Below are 13254 nucleotides of genomic sequence, written 5' to 3'. Positions count from 1 at the left end.
CGGCATTGGAGAATCGGGTCCGGCACCACGCGGCGGGTGCGGACAACGGGGAGGTGGCTGCGGAGTGGACCAGCTGACGGCGCACGATCCGAGGCGGATCGGGCCCTTCGAGGTGCTGGGGCGGCTGGGCGCGGGCGGGATGGGGCTGGTCTACCTGGCGCGCTCCGCCTCGGGGCGCCGGGTGGCCATCAAGACCGTCCGGGGGGAGCTGGCCGAGGACGAGTTGTTCCGGGTCCGCTTCGCCCGTGAGATCGCGGCGGCCAAGACGGTCGGCGGCTTCTACACCGCGGCCGTGGTGGACGCCGACGCGGACGCCCGGGTGCCCTGGCTGGCCACCGCGTACATCCCGGCGCCCTCGCTGGAGGACCTGGTCGAGGAGTGCGGCCCGCTGCCGGTGGAGGCCACCCGCTGGCTGGTCGCCGGCATCGCGGAGGCGCTGCAGTCCATCCACGCGGCCGGGCTGATCCACCGCGATCTCAAGCCCTCCAACGTCCTGGTGGTCGAGGACGGCCCCAAGGTGATCGACTTCGGCATCGCGTCCGGGGTCTCCAGCACCCGGCTGACCATGACCAACGTCGCGGTCGGCACCCCCGCCTACATGTCCCCGGAGCAGGCCCGGGACAGCCGTACCGTCCGGGGCGCCAGCGACGTCTTCTCGCTCGGCTCGCTGATGGTCTTCTGCGCCACCGGACACCCGCCGTACCGCGGCTCCAACCCGGTCGAGACGGTGTTCCAGCTGCTGCGCGAGGAGCCGGACCTGACCGGCATGGCGCCCGAGCTGATGGACCTGGTCCGCGCCTGCATGCAGCAGGCGCCCGAGCGCCGGCCCACCCCGGCGCAGATCCAGGCCGAGCTGGCCCCGCACCTGTTCTCCCGGGACGACGCCTCGGGCGAGGCCGGCGACTGGCTGCCCCCCCACGCGCTGGAGCTGATCGAGCGCAAGCGCGGCCGCCGCCCGAGCGCACCGGCGCCCCGCCCGTACTCCGGCCCGGCCGAGCCGCAGCAGCCGCCGCTCCAGGCCCCGCCGCAGCAGCCGTCCGTGCCGCCGCAGCCGCCGTCCGCCCCGCAGCCCGCCGGCGCGGACGACCCGCGCACCTACCCGGGCGCCGGACAGGCGCCGCCGGCCGGCCCGGTGCACGCCGGGCCGCGCCCCGGGGCCCAGGACGGCGAGATCCCGACCACGAAGATCCCCTCCAAGAACAAGCACCGGGCGCCGACCGGCGGTGTGGCCGTCGAGGTGCAGTTGTCCGGCGCCTCGGTGCGGATAGGCCCGGGGCCGCGGGCCGAACACGAGCAGCCCGGTCCCAGCACCGCCCCGGCCGCGACCGACTGGGTCCGCCGGGCGGTGCCGACCCCGCCTCCCGCCCCCCCGCTGACCCAGGCCCCGCAGCCCTCCCCGGCTCCGGCCGCCCGCTGGCGCCCGTGGCGGTTCCGGATGTCCAACGACGTCTGGGGCACCCCCGTGGTCGCCGACGGCACGCTCTTCGTCTCCAGCTTCGAGGTGCACGCGCTGGACATCGGCTCCGGCGAGCGCCGCTACAAGACCCGGGACGTCGCCTGGGCGCTCGCGGTGGACGCCGGACGGGTGCACGCCGCCGACGGCCCCCACCTGTACACCGTGGACGTCGCGGACGGCACCGAGCGCTGGCGCACGTCGCTGGACGGCTGGGTCTACTCGCTGTCCGCCGCCGACGGCGTGCTCTGCTGCGGCGTGCGGGGCGGCGGCGTCCAGCTGCGCGCCGCCGCCACCGGCGCCGAGCTGTGGCGCGCCGACGACGCCCAGCAGGACTACGAGAACCCGCAGTCCGGCCCGGTCCTGGTCGGCGGCCGCGCCTACTACTACGGCGCCGGACGCCTGCGCTGCGTGGACCCGCGCGGCGCGGGCCTGCGCTGGTCCTTCCAGGTCGGTGAGGACGTGCCCTCGCACCCGGTCGAGCGCGGCGGCGTGCTGTACGTGACGGCGGGCACCCGGGTGTACGCGCTGGACGCGGCCAGCGGCGCCGAGCGCTGGCGCTTCGACGCCCCGGTGGTGCTGTTCACCCCGCCCGCGCTGGACGGCGACGCGGTCTACGTGGCCGACTACCTGGGCACCGTCTACGCGCTGGACGCGGCCACCGGCCTGGACCGCTGGCGCGGGGTCACCGGCAGCCGCCAGGGCGCCGAGCCCGTGGTGGTCGGGGAGGGCATGGTGCTGGTGGGCAGCGGCGAGGTGCTGTACGCCTTCGAGGCGGCGACCGGCCGGGAGCGCTGGCGCTACACCGCGCGCGGCGAGATCGTCGGCTCCCCGGCGGTGGCCGACGGCCTGGTGCACCTGGGCAGCCGGGACCACTCCCTGCACACCCTGGACCTGGCGACCGGTCAGCTGCGCTGGGAACTCGGCACCAAGGGCGAAGTCACCGGCTCCCCGGTGGCGGTCGGCGGGCGGGTCTTCGTCGGTTCCAAGGACCGTTGCGTGTACGCGCTGGACGCCTACTACGGCACGGCGGTGCCCGCCCGCTGAGCGGGGCGGACACCGCCGTGCCGGTGGAACCGTCCGGAGGTCAGGCCTTGCGGGCCCCGGGGTGGCGGCTGCACCAGCCCTCCCAGGCGGAGGAGACCATGTCGGCCACGTCGTGGCTCGCGCTCCAGCCCAGCTCGCGGTGGATCAGGTCGGCGGCGGCCACCACCCGGGCCGGGTCGCCGGGGCGGCGCGGGGTCACCTCGGCAGTGGTGTCGTAGCCGGTGACCTTGCCGATGACCTCGATCATCTCCTTGACGCTGACGCCCTCGCCGCGGCCGATGTTGAGCACCAGCGCGGTCTCGCCGGCCGGGTCGGCGGCCAGCCGCTTGGCGGCGGCGACGTGGGCCGAGGCGATGTCGGAGACGTGGATGAAGTCCCGGACGCAGGTGCCGTCCGGGGTCGCGTAGTCGTCGCCGAAGACCCGCGGCGCCTCGCCGGCGGTCAGCCGCTCGAAGACCATCGGGATCAGGTTGAACACCCCGGCGTCGGAGAGCTCGGGCGAGGCGGCGCCGGCCACGTTGAAGTAGCGCAGGGCCACGGTGGACATCCCGTGGGCCTTGCCGGCCGCGGCGACCAGCCACTCGCCGGCCAGCTTGGTCTCGCCGTACGGGCTCATCGGAGCGCAGGGGGTGGACTCGGTGACCAGGTCGACGTCCGGCATGCCGTAGACGGCGGCGGAGGAGGAGAACAGGAAGCGCTTGACGCCGCCCTCGGCCGCGGCCTCCAGCACCGTCTGCAGGCCGATCACGTTCTCGCGGTAGTAGAGGAACGGCTGCTCGACCGACTCGCCGACCTGCTTCTTGGCGGCGAAGTGCAGGATGCCCTCGATGCCGTGCTCGCGGATCGCGGCGTCCAGGACGGCGCGGTCCAGGGTCGAGCCCTCGATCAGCGGGACGCCGGCCGGCACCCGGGAGGCGTCACCGGTGCTCAGGTCGTCCAGGACGGCGACGCGCTCACCGGCGTCGAGCAGCTGGCGGACGACGTGCCCACCGATGTAACCGGCACCGCCGGTGATCAACCAAGTCATGGGGCAATCCTAGGCGTTCGATTTCGGGCCACCGGGTTCGGGCGAGTCATCCCGGCAATTCGGACAATTCGGTGAAATGCTGACAAGCATTCCCGTGCTCTCATGCCCGCGCCCGCTGGCGTGGTGACGAATCGGAGGCAGCCAGGTGAGCCGAACGAAGGAACACAACCGACCGCTGTCGGCCGGCCCCCGGCCGACCGGTCCCAGGGCGGCGCACGGTCGGCTACCGGTGCCGGGCGCGGTCGCGGTGACGACGGCGCTCGCGCTGGCGCTGGCCGGGTGCAGCAGCTCCGCCTCCCCTTCCTCCTCCTCGGCCGCCTCGCCGTCGGCCGGCTCCCCGACCGGCACCACCCAGCGGACCTCCTCCGGCCCCGGCGCCCAGCCGGGCGGTGACAACCAGCTGCAGGACGCGTACCAGAAGGTGATCCGCGACGTGCTGCCCTCGGTGGTCCAGATCACCACCGGCGAGAGCCTCGGCTCCGGGATCGTCTACGACGACAAGGGCGACATCGTCACCAACGCCCACGTGGTCGGCTCCGCGACCACCTTCACCGTCACCCTGGCCAGCACCACCAAGTCGCTGGACGCCACCCTGGTCGCCAGCTACCCCGACGCCGACCTCGCGGTGATCAAGCTCAGCAGCCCGCCGGGCGGCCTCAAGCCGGCCACCTTCGGCGACTCCGGAAAGGTCCAGCTCGGGCAGATCACCCTGGCCATGGGCAGCCCGCTCGGGCTCTCCAGCAGCGTCACCCAGGGCATCGTCTCGGCCACCGGACGGACCGTCTCCGAGCCCAGCAGCAGCGCGTCGTCGGGCGCCACCATCGGCAACATGGTGCAGACCTCGGCCGCGATCAACCCGGGCAACAGCGGGGGAGCGCTGGTCAACCTGGACAGCCAGGTGATCGGCATCAACACCCTCGCCGCGACCGAGCCGCAGTCCAACGGTGCGGCCGCGCCCGGCATCGGCTTCGCCATCCCGGCGTCCACCATCACCAGCATCGCCGACCAGCTGATCAAGCAGGGCAAGGTCACCAACTCCGGCCGGGCGGCGCTCGGCATCACCGCCCGGACCAGCTTCAACCAGCAGTTCCAGCCGGCCGGCGCGGTCATCGTGGCGGTCGTCCAGGGCGGGCCGGCCGCCTCGGCGGGGCTCCAGCCCGGCGACGTCATCACCCAGATCGGCGACACCCCGGTCGACTCGCTGAACGCGCTCACCACCGCGCTCGCCTCGCTCACCCCGGGCACCAAGGTGACCGTCACCTACACCCGGGACGGCAACAGCAAGACCGCCGACGTCACGCTCGGCACGCTGGGCAGCGGCTCCTGACCCCCGGCTCTCCCGCCGGAGACCCCGGCGCACCGGACCGGCGCCGGGATCCCGTCCGCTGCCTCGACGGGGTCCCGGCGCCCCTTCGTGCCGGGAGTCAGCGGCGGGCGGTGCGGGTGCTCCAGGGCAGCTCGACGGTGACGGTGGTCGGGCCGCCCTCCGGGCTCTCCACCAGGAACACCCCGTCCACCGCCCGGATCCGCTCGGCCAGCCCGCCCAGGCCGCTGCCCGGGTAGGGGGCGGCCCCGCCCTTGCCGTCGTCCTGGACCAGCACCATCAGCTGGTTGTCCGAGCGCCAGACGTCGACCGAGGCGCTCCGGGCGCCCGCGTGCTTGGAGACGTTGGTCAGCAGCTCGCTGACGGTGAAGTAGGCGATGCCCTCGACCGCCGAGTCCGGGCGCTCGGGCTCGCCGTCCGGCCCGGCCAGGTCGACGTTCACCTTCACCCCGCCCGGGACGGTGCAGCGGGCCGCGACCGCGGACAGCGCCGCGTCCAGGCCGCGGTCGGTGAGCACGGCCGGGTGGATGCCGCGGGCCAGGTCACGCAGCTCCTGGAGGGCGAGCTTCACCTCGCCGTGCGCGTTGTCGACCATCCGGGTGGCAGCCACCACGTCCTCCTGGCTCTCCACCTCGCGCAGCCGCTCCTTGGCCATGCCGAGGTCCATCGCCAACGCGACCAGGCGGGCCTGGGCGCCGTCGTGCAGGTCGCGTTCGATCCGGCGCAGGTCGGCCGCGGCGGTGTCGACCACCGTGCCCCGGTCGTCCTCCAGCTCGCGCACCCGCTCGGCCAGCGCGCCGGGGAAGAGCAGCGACTCGATCAGGATCCGGTCGACCGCCGCCATCGCGCGCACCATCACGGGCAGCACCGGCCACAGCACGACCACCGAGGTCAGGGCCAGGGTGAAGCTCAGGATGCCCCAGGGCAGCATCAGCACGTTGTAGAGCGCCGAGCGCCAGTTCAGCAGGTCGGTGAGGTGGGCGATGGTGTAGGCGACCACGCCGGGGCGGCGCGGCTTCACCGGCGCGGGCTCGTCGATCCGGGAGCCGTACGCCGAGCGGGCCCGGCTGCGGCCCCGGGCGCCCAGGGCGCGGGAGCCGGCCAGTCCCGCGGCCAGCACCGGCAGGCCGATCACCGTGACCGACAGGCCCAGGCCGACCGAGAGCGCGGTGACCGAGAGCACGAAGCCGGCGATGCCCAGTGGGAGGTTGAGCATCAGGTGTCCGACCTGGCGCCACATCCGCGCGCCGTACAGCGGCGGGCGTTCCATCCGAGCGTCCTGCTCCCTGATGGCGCCCACGGCGCGGTTCAGCGACTTCATCGGATCATCCGTCCCCTCGTTCGAGCTGGCGGACCCAGCATCCCGAATCGCGGGCGGGATGTGCCATGGGGGTGATACATCTTCCCGGCCGGGGGTTATCCCCACCCCCGGCCGGTCCCCGGACGTTCATCCGGGTGTCCACGGGACGTCTTGCGGAGCGGGCAGGTTTCGGGGGGAGTGGAGCCCTCCCCTTAGACTCACGCATTGGCCATGGTTAAGACCGTGTGAGTAAAAGTCGTAGAACTGTCTTGAGGGCGGGTTCGCGGCCGAGGTGGAGGCGAAGGCATGGAGTGGCAGCAGGCGGCTGCCGTCGCGGCCGACCCGGCGGTCGGCAGCGGCTACTTCGACGCGTACGCCGCGATGGGCCTGCTGGCCGTCATCGGCGTGCTCTTCGTCACCGCGGCGTTCACCGCCAACCGCCTGCTGCGGCCGGTGGTGTACTCACCCGAGAAGCTCCTCGCCTACGAGTGCGGGGTGGACCCGGTGGGCGAGGACTGGGCGCACACCCAGATCCGCTACTACGTGTACGCCTTCCTGTACGTGATCTTCGCGGTCGACGCGATCTACCTGTTCCCGTGGGCGACGGTCTTCGCCTCCGCCGGGTACGGCGCCGGAACGCTGGTCGAGATGTTCCTCTTCATCGGCTTCCTCGCGGTCGGACTGCTCTACGCCTGGAAGAAGGGCGTTCTGGAATGGACGTGACGCACACCCACTCGCACGGCGCCCAGGGCGGTCCCGTCCCGCTCGGCCTGCCGGACCCCGCCCGCCCCGGCGCCGTCGAGCGCCGTGGCCTCGGACCGCTGGCCCGGCTCGCGCCCGACCCGGTCAAGGTCGTGCTCAACTGGGGCCGCCGCTACAGCCTGTGGTGCTTCAATTTCGGCCTGGCCTGCTGCGCGATCGAGTTCATCGCCGCGTCCATGGCCAAGCACGACTTCATCCGGATGGGCGTCATCCCGTTCGCGCCCGGCCCCCGGCAGGCGGACCTGATGATCGTCTCCGGGACGGTCACCGACAAGATGGCGCCCGCCGTCAAGCGCCTCTACGAGCAGATGCCCGAGCCGAAGTACGTCATCTCCTTCGGCGCCTGCTCGAACTCCGGCGGTCCGTACTGGGACTCGTACTCCGTCACCAAGGGCGTGGACCAGATCATCCCGGTCGACGTCTACGTGCCCGGCTGCCCGCCCAGGCCGGAGGCGCTGCTCCAGGGCATCCTCAAGCTGCAGGAGAAGATCGCCGCGGAGTCCCTGCCCGGCCGCTACGCCGCGCCCGCGGCGGCGCTGCGCCGTCCGCTGGTTCCGGGGCCGTCGACCGGCTCGTCCGACGGAGGGGTCTCGTGACCACGCCCGAGCAGTACGCGGCGTCGGTCGGGGAGTGGGCGACCGGCGCCGAGGCGTACGGGCTGATCACCGTCGACGTGCCGGCCGAGCGCTGGATCGAGGCGCTCACCAGCGCCCGGGACGTGCTGGGCCTGCGCTTCTTCGACTGGCTGAGCGCCGTCGACGAACTCGCCGACGGCTTCTCCGTGGTCGCGCACCTGGCCGCCGTCGAGGCGCCGGGCGTGCGCCACCTCGCGCTGCGCACCCGGGTGCCGCGCGACGGGGCCGCGCTGCCCAGCGCCGTCGAGGTGTACGCGGGCGCCGCCTGGCACGAGCGCGAGACGCACGAGATGTTCGGCATCGACTTCCCCGGGCACCCGTACCTGGCCACCCTGCTGCTGCCGGACGGCTTCGAGGGACACCCGCTGCGCAAGGAGTTCGTGCTCGCGGCGCGGGTCGCCAAGGACTGGCCGGGCGCCAAGGAGCCGGGCGAGTCGGACCACGGCGGCGGGCCGGCCCGGCGCAAGATGCAGCCGGCCGGTGTGCCGGACCCGAACGAGTGGGGGCCGCTCAAGGGCACCCTGCCACCGGTCGCCGAGCGGCCCGCGCGCGGTGCGCGGGCGGCGGGCGCGGCGGCGCGGACGCCCCGAGCGGCCGCGGCTGCGGCCGCCGGTGCCGAGGGTGCCCCGCCGGTGCGGGCGGACCGGCCGCGGCGGACGCGGTCGGTGTCCGAGGGATCGGCGAGCCAGGGGGCCGAAGGGGCTCCTGCTGTTCCTGCTGCCGAAGGGACTCCTGCGGCTGCGGCTGCGGCCGCCGGTGCCGAGGGTGCCCCGCCGGTGCGGGCGGACCGGCCGCGGCGGACGCGGTCGGTGTCCGAGGGGTCGGTCAGCCAGGCGGCCGACGAGGCTTCGGCGCCCGCCGGGGCTCCGGCCGAGCCCGCGGCCCCGGTACGGCCCCGGTCGTCCGACGCGCCCTGGCACCACCCGGTGCCCGCCCACGACGAGAAGCCCTCGGACGGGAAACCGTCGGGTGAGGAGCCCGGCGGGACGAAGGACGAGAACTCGGCCGGAGCGGCCGACCAGGACGGAGACGGCGCGTGAACCTGCTCGACACGGTGCTCCGCTGCGTCGCCACCCTCCTCGTCTCCCTGGTCTTCCCGCTGGTCATCGGCCAGACCGAGCACAAGGTCATGGCGCACATGCAGGGCCGGCTCGGCCCGATGTACGCGGGCGGCTTCCATGGCTGGGCGCAGCTCGTCGCGGACGGCGTGAAGTTCGCGCAGAAGGAGGACATCGTCCCGGCCGGGGCGGACCGCCGGATCTTCCAGCTGGCGCCCGCCGTCTCGCTGCTGCCCTACCTGTTCGTGCTGCTGGCGATCCCGGTCGGTCCGGACGGCTTCGTCGGCCAGGCGATCGACGCCGGGCTGTTCTTCGTGCTGGCCGTGATGGGCGTCGGCGTGATCGGCAAGCTGATGGCCGGTTGGGCCTCGGCGAACAAGTTCTCGCTGCTGGGCGGTCTGCGCACGGCCGCGCAGCTGATGTCCTACGAGCTGCCGATGGTGCTCGCGGCGGCCTCGGTGGCGATGGCCGCCGGCACCCTGTCGCTGCCCGGGATCCTGGACGCCTGGCACTGGTACTGGCTGCCCTGGCAGATCATCGGCGCCTTCGTGTTCTTCACGGCCGGTCTGGCCGAGCTCCAGCGGCCGCCGTTCGACATGCCGGTCGCCGACTCGGAGATCATCTTCGGCGCGTACACCGAGTACACCGGTCTGCGCTTCGCGCTGTTCCTGCTGTCCGAGTACGTGGGCATCCTGGTGGTGTCGGCGCTGACGGCGGTGCTCTTCCTCGGCGGCTGGCACGGGCCGATGGCGGACCAGCTCGGCTGGCTCTGGATGCTCCTCAAGACCTTCGCACTGGCCTTCGTGGTCATCTGGCTGCGGGTCACCTACCCGCGCCTGCGCGAGGACCAGCTGATGCGCTTCGCGTGGGTCGGGTTGATCCCGCTCGCGCTCGTCCAGCTGGCCCTCACCGGCATCATCAAGGTGGCGATCTCATGAGTTTTCCCGGTGTCGGTCTGGCGAAGGGCCTGGCCGTGACGCTGCGGACGATGACGAAGAAGAGCGTCACCGCGCAGTACCCCGAGGTGCAGCCGGTGCTGCCGCCGCGTTCGCGCGGCGTCATCGCGCTGTTGGAGGAGAACTGCACGGTGTGCATGCTCTGTGCGCGCGAGTGCCCGGACTGGTGCATCTACATCGACTCCCACAAGGAGACGCTGCCGGCCGCCGAGCCGAACGCGCGGGCCCGCACCCGCAACGTGCTGGACCGGTTCGCCATCGACTTCTCGCTCTGCATGTACTGCGGGATCTGCATCGAGGTGTGCCCCTTCGACGCGCTGTTCTGGTCTCCGGAGTTCGAGTACGCGGAGACCGACATCCACGAGCTGACCCACGAGCGGGAGAAGCTCCGCGAGTGGATGTGGACCGTTCCGGCGCCGCCGGCGCTGGACCCGGCGGCCGAGGAGCCCAAGGAGATCGCCACCGCGCGCAAGGCGGCGGACAAGCTGGCGGCCGCGGCTGCGGCCGCCGTCGAGGAGAAGGGTGACGACGCATGACGGGCGCTGCCACGCTCCTCGCGGCGACCGGTTCCCTGGAGCCGGCCGCCCGTTCGTTCCTGTCCCCGACCGGCCAGGAGGTCGTCTTCCTGCTGGTCGGCATCGCGGTGCTCGGCTCGGCGGTCGTGTCCGTCACCACCAAGCAGCTGGTGCACGCCGCGCTCTGGCTGGTGGTCGCGCTCGGCGGGCTGGCGGTGGAGTTCCTGCTGCTCACGGCCGAGTTCATCGCCTGGGTGCAGGTGCTGATCTACCTGGGCTCGGTGGTCGTCCTGGTGCTGTTCGGGCTGATGCTCACCAAGGCGCCGATCGGGCGCTCACCGGACGCCGACTCCAAGAACCGCTGGGTCGCCCTGGTCGTCGCGCTGGCCTCGGCCGGGACGCTGGTGACGCTGGTCGTCGACGCCTTCCGGACCTCCTGGATCGACCTCGGCGCGGGCGGCGGCTCGGCCGCCGTCACCGGGGCCAGCCTGTTCCGGAACTGGGTGCTGCCCTTCGAGGCGCTGTCCGTGCTGCTGCTGGCGGCGCTGGTCGGCGCGATCGTGCTGTCCCGCGGGTCCAAGCGCCGGGTGCCGACGCCGCGGGCGGGCAAGCTGCGGGCCGGACGGCCGGTCGGGTCGAACGGGACCGTCGCCGCGACCGCGCCGCGCACCGCGCCGGAGGCCGCCGCGCCGTCCGAGCCGTCTGTGACGGAGGAGAGCTGATGCACCTCGCCTACCCCGTCGTCCTCTCCGCGCTGCTGTTCAGCGTCGGCGTGTACGGCGTACTCGCCCGGCGCAACGCCGTCCTGGTGCTGATGTCCGTCGAGCTGATGCTCAACGCCGTCAACCTCAACCTGGTCGCCTTCGACGCCTGGCTGCGCGACTCGCTGCACGCCGGGCAGGCGCTCACCCTGTTCACCATCACCGTCGCCGCCGCCGAGATCGGGCTGGGGCTGGCCATCGTCCTGCTGCTGTTCCGGGCCCGGGGCACCGCGGACATCGACCGGGCCACCGCGCTCGGCGACCCGGCCGAGCCGTACGCCGCCGTCGAGGAGGAGCCGGCCGCAGCCGAGGCACTGAAGGGCCGGGCCACCGCATGAACCTCGCCCTGCCCGCCCTCGTCCCCGCGCTGCCCGCACTCGGCGCCGCCGCGACCCTGGCCACCGGCAAGAAGGTGCCCGGGCTGGCCCGGCCGCTGGCGATCGTCCCGGTCGCCGTCTCGGCCGTGCTCGCCCTGGTGGTCGCCCTCCAGCTCGGCTCCGGCCAGACGCTGGACGCGGCGACCCGGCTCACCCCGACCGGCGGCCCGGACATCTCGCTGGCCATCCACCTGGACGGCTACAGCTCGCTGATCTCCGTGCTGGTCGGCGTGGTCGCCACCTGCGTCCAGGTCTACTCGACCGCGTACCTGAGGAAGGACCCGCGCTACCCCTCCTATGCGGCGCTGGTCTCGCTGTTCACCGCGGCGATGTTCCTGGTGGTCTTCTCGGGCGACCTGATCGTGCTGCTGGTCGGCTGGGAGGTCATGGGCGTCTGCTCGTACTTCCTGATCGGCCACCACTGGGAGACCGCGGACGCCCGTTCGGCCTCGCTCAAGGCCTTCCTGGTCACCAAGCTCGGTGACGTGCCGTTCCTGTTCGGGATCTTCCTGCTCGGCGCGGACGCCCACAGCTTCCGGATCCCGGCCGTGCTGACGGCCGCGGGTGAGGGCAGGCTCGGCCACCCGACGCTGATCGCGCTGCTGCTGCTCGCCGGTGTGGCCGGCAAGAGCGCCCAGTTCCCGCTGCACACCTGGCTCCCGGACGCGATGGCCGGTCCCACGCCGGTCTCCGCGCTGATCCACGCCGCCACCATGGTCGCGGCCGGCATCTACCTGGTGGCCCGGCTGATGCCGGTGTTCCTGCAGTCGGGCGCGGCACTGGTCGTGCTCGCCGTGATGGCCGCCGTGACGATGATCGGCTCGGCCCTGTGCGCGCTCGCCCAGGACGACCTCAAGCGGGTGCTCGCCTACTCCACCGTCGGCCAGCTCGGCTACATGGCCGGAGCGCTGGCCAGCGGCGACCGCGAGGCCTCGGTGTTCCACCTGGTCAGCCACGGTGCGTTCAAGGCGCTGCTGTTCCTGGCCGCCGGTGTGGTGATCCACGCCGCGCACACCAACTCGATCTCCGCGATGTCCCGCATCCCGGGGCTGCGCACGCGGGTGCCGGACGCCTACTGGACGATGGGCATCGCGCTGGTCGCGCTGGCCGGGCTGCCGCCGTTCTCCGGCTTCTTCAGCAAGGAGGCGGTGCTGACCGCCGCCGAGCACGCCGCCAACGGCGAGGCGCTGACCAACGGGCTCGGCCCGGCCTCCGCGGTGCCGCAGGCGGCCGGCTGGATCGTGCTGATCTCGGCCGGGCTCACCGCGCTGCTCACCGGCGCCTACGCCACCCGGTTGTTCCTGGTCACCTTCCACAGCCCGGCCGGTGCGGCCGCGGCGGCACCGGAGGTGCTGCCCGCCGCCGACCGGGCGACGGTGGTGGCCGACCACGAGACCGACGCGCCGTACTCGCCGGAGCTGGACGAGGCCGACCCGGCCACCGCCGAGCCGCCCGCGATGCGCTGGCCGCTCTGGGTGCTGAGCGTCCCGACCATGGCCTTCGGCGTCGCCGGGCTGCGCTCGGACTGGCTGCCCGCGCTGCTGGACGGCGGCTCGCTGCGCCCCACCGGCGTCACCGCCGTCACCGGCGTCGGGCTCGCCGTGGTCGGGGTGCTCGCCGCGTACGGAGCCTGGCGCTCGGCCACCGCGCGCCGGGCCACCGGCCGCCCCGCCCCGGCCGTCGTCGGCCGGGTGCCCGAACAGGCCGGAGCCCCGGCCGCCGAGGTGATCGTCGCCGACCCCGGGCGCACCCTGCTCGGCCCGCTGTTCGGCCCGGCCCGGCACGGGTTCGGCGTCGACCGGTTGTACCACGCGCTGTTCGTCCGACCGGTGGTCGCCGCCGCCCGGCTGGTCCGCTTCCTCGACCGCGAGGTGGTCGAGGGCTACGTCCAGGGAAGCGGGATCGGCGTCAACCTGCTCGGCCGGGCCGTCCGGCTCGCGCAGACCGGCAACGCGCAGACCTACCTCAGCGCGCTGCTCGCAGGGGTCGTCCTGCTCGCCGTCCTGGTGGCGGTGTAGCCGGTGCTGCTGTCCTCACCC

The 13254-nt window shown here is 73.5% G+C and carries 12 protein-coding genes; 10 read left to right on the top strand and 2 right to left on the bottom strand.

The features are described 5' to 3' along the window. Positions 1–64: 64 nt before the first annotated feature. Positions 65–2500: a PQQ-binding-like beta-propeller repeat protein gene (locus ACH4J0_RS26710; RefSeq protein WP_396243124.1), complete on the top strand. Its 2436-nt coding sequence runs from the start codon at positions 65–67 to the stop codon at positions 2498–2500. 40 nt (positions 2501–2540) lie between these two features. Here the strand turns inward: ACH4J0_RS26710 and galE are convergent, their stop codons facing one another. Then, positions 2541–3527, bottom strand: a complete 987-nt coding sequence (gene galE, locus ACH4J0_RS26705) for a UDP-glucose 4-epimerase GalE (protein WP_396243123.1) — start codon at positions 3525–3527, stop codon at positions 2541–2543. A gap of 229 nt (positions 3528–3756) precedes the next feature. Here galE and ACH4J0_RS26700 point away from each other — a divergent pair, with 229 nt between their 5' ends. Beyond that, positions 3757–4854 (top strand): S1C family serine protease, encoded by a 1098-nt coding sequence (locus tag ACH4J0_RS26700; protein WP_396243225.1) that lies wholly within the window; start codon positions 3757–3759, stop codon positions 4852–4854. 97 nt (positions 4855–4951) lie between these two features. On the opposite strand, the gene ACH4J0_RS26695 is transcribed toward ACH4J0_RS26700, so the two are convergent. Then, positions 4952–6121 carry a sensor histidine kinase gene (locus ACH4J0_RS26695; RefSeq protein WP_396243224.1) on the bottom strand — a complete coding sequence of 390 codons (1170 nt, stop codon included), beginning with the start codon at positions 6119–6121 and terminating at the stop codon, positions 4952–4954. Between the two features lie 336 nt (positions 6122–6457). Here ACH4J0_RS26695 and ACH4J0_RS26690 point away from each other — a divergent pair, with 336 nt between their 5' ends. From ACH4J0_RS26690 to ACH4J0_RS26655, 8 genes are read left to right on the top strand one after another with little or no spacing between them, the layout of a single operon-like run. Beyond that, positions 6458–6874 carry an NADH-quinone oxidoreductase subunit A gene (locus tag ACH4J0_RS26690; protein WP_396243122.1) on the top strand — a complete coding sequence of 139 codons (417 nt, stop codon included), beginning with the start codon at positions 6458–6460 and terminating at the stop codon, positions 6872–6874. Beyond that, positions 6865–7509: an NADH-quinone oxidoreductase subunit B gene (locus ACH4J0_RS26685; RefSeq protein ID WP_396243121.1), complete on the top strand. Its 645-nt coding sequence runs from the start codon at positions 6865–6867 to the stop codon at positions 7507–7509. Before ACH4J0_RS26690 ends, ACH4J0_RS26685 begins: the two co-directional genes overlap by 10 nt. Beyond that, positions 7506–8588 carry an NADH-quinone oxidoreductase subunit C gene (locus ACH4J0_RS26680; protein WP_396243120.1) on the top strand — a complete coding sequence of 361 codons (1083 nt, stop codon included), beginning with the start codon at positions 7506–7508 and terminating at the stop codon, positions 8586–8588. The genes ACH4J0_RS26685 and ACH4J0_RS26680 overlap by 4 nt, the downstream gene beginning before the upstream one ends. Next, the gene (nuoH, locus tag ACH4J0_RS26675; protein ID WP_396243119.1) at positions 8585–9544 is read left to right on the top strand and encodes an NADH-quinone oxidoreductase subunit NuoH; all 960 of its coding nucleotides are present in this window, start codon (positions 8585–8587) and stop codon (positions 9542–9544) included. Before ACH4J0_RS26680 ends, nuoH begins: the two co-directional genes overlap by 4 nt. After that, on the top strand, positions 9541–10098 hold the full coding sequence (locus ACH4J0_RS26670; RefSeq protein ID WP_396243118.1) for a NuoI/complex I 23 kDa subunit family protein: 558 nt from the start codon (positions 9541–9543) through the stop codon (positions 10096–10098). The genes nuoH and ACH4J0_RS26670 overlap by 4 nt, the downstream gene beginning before the upstream one ends. Next, on the top strand, positions 10095–10799 hold the full coding sequence (locus tag ACH4J0_RS26665; RefSeq protein ID WP_396243117.1) for an NADH-quinone oxidoreductase subunit J: 705 nt from the start codon (positions 10095–10097) through the stop codon (positions 10797–10799). The genes ACH4J0_RS26670 and ACH4J0_RS26665 overlap by 4 nt, the downstream gene beginning before the upstream one ends. Further along, complete coding sequence (gene nuoK, locus ACH4J0_RS26660) at positions 10799–11176, top strand: NADH-quinone oxidoreductase subunit NuoK (RefSeq protein ID WP_396243116.1); 378 nt, start codon at positions 10799–10801, stop codon at positions 11174–11176. The genes ACH4J0_RS26665 and nuoK overlap by 1 nt, the downstream gene beginning before the upstream one ends. Further along, on the top strand, positions 11173–13233 hold the full coding sequence (locus ACH4J0_RS26655) for an NADH-quinone oxidoreductase subunit L (RefSeq protein ID WP_396243115.1): 2061 nt from the start codon (positions 11173–11175) through the stop codon (positions 13231–13233). The genes nuoK and ACH4J0_RS26655 overlap by 4 nt, the downstream gene beginning before the upstream one ends. Positions 13234–13254: the final 21 nt, after the last annotated feature.

The organism is Kitasatospora sp. NPDC017646, from assembly GCF_044329365.1.
Classification (GTDB): domain Bacteria; phylum Actinomycetota; class Actinomycetes; order Streptomycetales; family Streptomycetaceae; genus Kitasatospora.
Note: the sequence above shows the minus strand (reverse complement) of the source record. Positions and strands in the feature narration are given on the sequence as shown.